We start from the raw sequence: 4,218 nt of genomic DNA, 5'->3' as shown, positions 1-4,218 counted from the left end.
GCACTCGTAGCTCAGCTGGATAGAGTACTCGGCTACGAACCGAGCGGTCACAGGTTCGAATCCTGTCGAGTGCACCAAACACCAAAAAGCCCGCCTCTAAAGCGGGCTTTTTGCCGTCTGGGATTTGCCTTCTTCCTCAATGCCCCTTCTCTCATCCAATTGCACCACCGCGCTGCGGTGAAGTGTCGTGGCTGCTGCGCGGGCCTGGCAGGCAGAAAAATCCAGCCAGGAAAAATAATAGCCAAGCGATGGCATTAATCGTTCTCCATGACGGTCCTAGAGGAGGGTGGCCGCTACATTTTCCTCAAGCACTGTGTTTTCTCTTGGCCATGGGTCGTCGCACATTAAACGGTCAGGGCGGCACTCAGGTTTGTCTTGCAAGCGCTTGTTTCCAGCCGCGATTTTTTAACGTTTAAAACTCCCCGGCGGTGTATGATTGCGCCCGTCAGCCCCGCCGGGGCTTGTGGAATACCTTCATGGACTTACCCAGTAGTTACTTAAAGAGTCACTTGAAATCCCGATTGTCCAATCATGAATTGACTGATTGATCCTCCCGGCGTGCCCCGCTGCTGGGAGTGGAGTTCGCCTATGTCTGAAGTTGAAGTAAAGAAAACGCAAGAAAGCCTGCAAGACCGCCTCGCTCAAGTCGTTGAGCTGTTGCAGCGCCAACGTGTGGTCGAAGACCTGACGCACCGTCAGGAAGGGCCGCACCACGAACGGGTCGAAAACCTGGTTCACCGGCAGAACCTGGTCGAGCTGCAACGCAAGCTCGATGACCTGCACTCCGCCGACGTCGCCTACATCCTCGAAGCGCTGCCGCTTGATGACCGCCTGACGCTTTGGAAGCTGGTCAAGGCTGATCGCGACGGCGACATCCTGCTCGAAGTCTCTGATTCGGTCCGTGAGACCCTGATCGCCGACATGGACGATCACGAGCTCCTGGCAGCAGCCAAGGACATGGACGCCGACGAACTGGCTGACCTGGCCTCCGAACTGCCGCGCGACGTCGTGCACGAGCTGATGGAAACCCTCGATGGTCAGCAGCGTGAGCGCGTGCGCTCCGCGTTGTCCTATGACGAGGAGCAGGTTGGCGCGCTGATGGACTTCGAGATGGTGACGATCCGCGAGGATGTCAGCCTGGAAGTGGTCCTGCGCTACCTGCGGCGCTTGAAAGAGTTGCCGGGTCATACCGACAAGCTTTTTGTCGTCGATTACGACGGCGTGCTCAAGGGTGTCCTGCCGATCAAGCGTCTGCTGGTCAACGACCCCGACAAGCAGGTTGCGGAAGTGATGGCCAGCGATCCGGTGAGCTTTCACCCGGACGAAGATGCCTACGACGCGGCCCAGGCGTTCGAGCGTTATGACTTGATCTCCGCACCCGTGGTCGACAAGAACGGCAAGTTGATAGGTCGTCTGACGATCGATGAGATGGTCGACCTGATCCGTGAAGAGAGCGAAAACGAAGTGCTCAACATGGCGGGTCTGCGTGAAGAGGAAGACATCTTCGCGTCCGTCTGGAAGTCCCTGCGTAACCGTTGGGCCTGGCTGGCAGTGAACCTGGTCACCGCCTTCATCGCCTCGCGGGTCATCGGCCTGTTCGAAGGTTCGATCGAGAAGCTGGTAGCACTGGCGGCATTGATGCCGATTGTGGCGGGTATTGGTGGCAACTCGGGTAACCAGACCATCACCATGATTGTTCGGGCCATGGCCCTGGACCAAGTGAGCACCGGCAATACCTCGCGATTGATGCGCAAGGAGCTGGCGGTAGGCCTGATCAACGGGCTGGTCTGGGGTGGGGTTATCGGCATCGTTGCCTATCTGCTCTACGGCAGCTGGTCGTTGGGGGTGGTGATGACGGCCGCCATGACGCTCAACCTGTTGCTTGCGGCATTGATGGGGGTGCTGATCCCCATGACGCTGGCCCGGCTGGGACGAGACCCGGCAATGGGTGCCAGCGTGATGATCACTGCCATGACCGACAGCGGTGGTTTCTTTATCTTCCTGGGGCTGGCAACTATCTTCCTGCTTTGACCTGCAGAGCTAAAAACCCGCCCTCATCAGGCGGGTTTTTTTACGCCTGGATTTCAGGCAAAAAAAAGCCAGCAATTAAGCTGGCTTGGGGAATTCGGCTGAATCAGGACGCGTCTGCAGCCATCTCGGCGTCATGGGCGATCAGTGAAACCAGCGCGTTTTGCTGGCGATGAGAAAGTTGGCGGAAGCGTTGCAACAGTTCGCGTTCGTGCAGTGACAGCTCCGGGCTGTCCAGGCGCATGCTCAGCTCTTCGCCCAGCGCACCTTCCTGAATAAGGCTTTGCTCAAGGCGTGCAATAATTTCGGAGTTCATGCTGCGATGATGATTGCGAGCCACTTCGGCAATGCGTTCACGCATTCCGTCTGGCAGACGTACGACAAACTTGTCAGCCGTACGGCTGGAATAAATTGCCTGTTTCAATGGGCGCATATATTTAACCGGTTAGTTCAGGGGAGCGGTTCTTGGGATTGGCCGCAGGATGTCTGATAGGACAAGCGTTCGGGCCAAATGTTCAACCTGAATTGATAGAAGCCCGCATGATGCCTCAAGATTGCCAGTTCGTTGGCGTCAATTCTGTGACAAATATTGAACCGGATAAAGGCTTTCTGCCAGCACCAATTATCAGAAATGCGGACTGGTTGGTAAGTTTGGCGGGCCCACGTCTCCGGTTGCCTGCTTCCCTGGCGGATGATGTCCGAAGACACCATAAGCTCGTGTCAAAGCGCGCCCTCATTGCGCCTTCTATTAGAGAGTAGTGGCAATTGGCCGATTTACTAGGGAGGACGTGTGGAGGAGGGTATATTCAGGATGGATGGCAGTCGAGTCTGCCTTGTCCGGGCGCTGGCCGACGATGAAGCTGCCTGGCGAAAAGCCAAGGGGCCCTTTGAGGCCCCTTGTTGCAGAGTGCAATTCGATCCGCAGGCGTTAGCGCAATACGGGATCAAACTTGATTTTGCGACCGGCAATCAGCGCCAGCAGGAACAGGATGCCAGATACTGCGCACACAACCAGCGGCGCAGTCACAAGGGTATCCTCGATCAGGGCCACATGCAGCATGCCGCTCATTAGACATAAGGCGAGAAATCCTGTGGCCCATTTGGACATGCTGTGCTCCTGATGAAGAAATTCAAAATACCAGGCGATCCGAAGATGGCGTGATGGCGACCGCCATCGCCTGACTCGCGTCCTGTGCGGATGCGCGGGTTGGGTTGTTAATGACGGCAAGCTGAGGAGCTCTTTGCAGCTGAAGGTAGTGAGGCGTTCGCTGGTTGGCGGCGACCTCGTCATTCTCCGGCGCAAAATGAACACCCAGTACGATCGCCAGGGCGATTGCATTGGCTACTAATAGAGTGCTGTTCATGAGGCTGGCCTCCGCTTGTGTATGAAAGCAGTTAAAGCAGGCAGCATGCCAATGATTTATTGGCTTTTATCACAATAAAATCAATAGGTTAGCGCTATTGGTAGGCATGCCGGCATTGCATTTTGCAAGAATGGGATTTTTGCCCTGGTGCAATCTGCACGATGGGCGTGAATTTCCTGACGAAAATGCCTACGCTTAAAAAGGATGGGTACGACATGACAAACGGGGAACTGGCCGTTAACATGCAGGCCGTCCTTCGCAAGAGCGGTGGCGATCAGTGTCTCAGTAGCTCAATTGGATAGAGCATCCCCCTCCTAAGGGGAAGGTTGGCAGTTCGAACCTGCCCTGGGACACCAAATTATTCAGGCTCTTGAGCCCCTACTCTGATTAGCTGAAATATTGCTGCGAAAGCAGTATGGCGATGGGAGTAAAAAAGCCCCGCTTGCGTTGCGCAAGCGGGGCTTTTTTGTGGGTGGCATTCCTCGGTCGTTGTGGCGTGACTCGACCGTCACGATCCCAGGGGGGGGGGGCAGGGGCATCGGAAAATACTCAGCTATATAGTGTCAATCCTGAATGCGGGTCGCTTTAGCGAGGTCATCAAAGCTTCGTAGGGGGGGGCTGTCTTGCCTCTCTCTATATAGAAGCGGTTGTCAGGAGGGGGCTTTGAATGGCGGTGTTGCTCTGTTTGAGCAGCAAATCAGCCCTTTTGATAGAAATCCAGAATCAGTGCTTGACGGCAGATCTCAGGTGTCTATAATTCGCCCCACTTCCGGCGCAGTCGAAACGGAAAACTCCTTGGTAAACAATGAGTTACGCAGTTTTGACG

5 protein-coding genes and 2 tRNA genes are annotated in these 4,218 nt (G+C 55.5%); 3 read left to right on the top strand and 4 right to left on the bottom strand.

Annotated features, from left to right (window positions below; translation table 11 throughout):
* Positions 1-77 (top strand) — tRNA-Arg (locus tag AAEZ05_RS27565).
* Between the two features lie 19 nt (positions 78-96).
* On the opposite strand, the gene AAEZ05_RS27560 is transcribed toward AAEZ05_RS27565, so the two are convergent.
* Positions 97-255, bottom strand: coding sequence for a hypothetical protein (locus tag AAEZ05_RS27560; protein ID WP_350601566.1), 159 nt, complete (start codon positions 253-255; stop codon positions 97-99).
* Positions 256-588: 333 nt separating this feature from the next.
* On the opposite strand from AAEZ05_RS27560, the gene mgtE reads away from it, so the two are divergent.
* Positions 589-2,031 (top strand): magnesium transporter, encoded by a 1,443-nt coding sequence (gene mgtE, locus AAEZ05_RS27555; RefSeq protein WP_045057442.1) that lies wholly within the window; start codon positions 589-591, stop codon positions 2,029-2,031.
* Positions 2,032-2,134: 103 nt separating this feature from the next.
* Here the strand turns inward: mgtE and AAEZ05_RS27550 are convergent, their stop codons facing one another.
* The 3 genes from AAEZ05_RS27550 to AAEZ05_RS27540 form a co-directional block, all read right to left on the bottom strand.
* Positions 2,135-2,461 carry an Arc family DNA-binding protein gene (locus tag AAEZ05_RS27550; protein WP_003178899.1) on the bottom strand — a complete coding sequence of 109 codons (327 nt, stop codon included), beginning with the start codon at positions 2,459-2,461 and terminating at the stop codon, positions 2,135-2,137.
* Between the two features lie 495 nt (positions 2,462-2,956).
* The gene (locus AAEZ05_RS27545) at positions 2,957-3,136 is read right to left on the bottom strand and encodes a PA3371 family protein (protein ID WP_045057441.1); all 180 of its coding nucleotides are present in this window, start codon (positions 3,134-3,136) and stop codon (positions 2,957-2,959) included.
* Positions 3,137-3,158: 22 nt separating this feature from the next.
* Positions 3,159-3,392: a hypothetical protein gene (locus AAEZ05_RS27540; RefSeq protein ID WP_350649689.1), complete on the bottom strand. Its 234-nt coding sequence runs from the start codon at positions 3,390-3,392 to the stop codon at positions 3,159-3,161.
* A gap of 279 nt (positions 3,393-3,671) precedes the next feature.
* On the opposite strand from AAEZ05_RS27540, the gene AAEZ05_RS27535 reads away from it, so the two are divergent.
* A tRNA-Arg gene (locus tag AAEZ05_RS27535) sits at positions 3,672-3,748 on the top strand.
* The last annotated feature ends 470 nt before the right edge of the window (positions 3,749-4,218 follow it).

This window comes from Pseudomonas sp. HY13-MNA-CIBAN-0226, from assembly GCF_040310305.1.
GTDB lineage: Bacteria > Pseudomonadota > Gammaproteobacteria > Pseudomonadales > Pseudomonadaceae > Aquipseudomonas > Aquipseudomonas gregormendelii.
This window is presented reverse-complemented; position numbering and strand designations above follow the sequence as displayed.